The 394-nt window shown below is 61.4% G+C and carries 2 pseudogenes; both read right to left on the reverse strand.

Annotated features, from left to right (window positions below):
- Positions 1–214: pseudogene (locus KW848_RS32745) on the reverse strand (type VI secretion system tip protein VgrG); the annotation flags it as partial.
- A 9-nt stretch (positions 215–223) separates the two neighbouring features.
- Positions 224–331: pseudogene (locus KW848_RS32750) on the reverse strand (hypothetical protein); the annotation flags it as partial.
- Positions 332–394 lie beyond the last annotated feature (63 nt).

Consider the following 394-nt stretch of genomic DNA (forward strand, 5'->3'; position numbering starts at 1 on the left):
GTTCGAGGTTACGCTGCGCCCGCAGGTAGATTTTTTCTTGCCCCGTACGGTCTTCAATCGACAGTTCGTTGTAGCCGCCGCTGGCGGGCGAGCTGTGGCTGCGCAACACCGTCTTGGTTTTGTTCGCAGGCAGGGCGTACGGCACCGGCGTGACCTTGTTCGGCACACACCCGGTAATCAGCGGATCGTCGGGATCACCTTCCAAGAAGCTCACCACCACTTCCATGCCGATGCGCGGGATGGTCACCGCGCCAAAGCTGTCCCCGGCCAGCTGGAGGACACCCGCACCCAGCAACTGCTCTTGTCGCTGTTCAGTTCGGCCCGGTCCCAATTGAACTCGACCTTGACCCGACCGTACTCATCACAAAAGATTTCCTCGCCGGCAGGCCCGGTG

It is taken from the genome of Pseudomonas sp. PDM25 (assembly GCF_019219045.1).
Taxonomy (GTDB): Bacteria; Pseudomonadota; Gammaproteobacteria; order Pseudomonadales; family Pseudomonadaceae; genus Aquipseudomonas.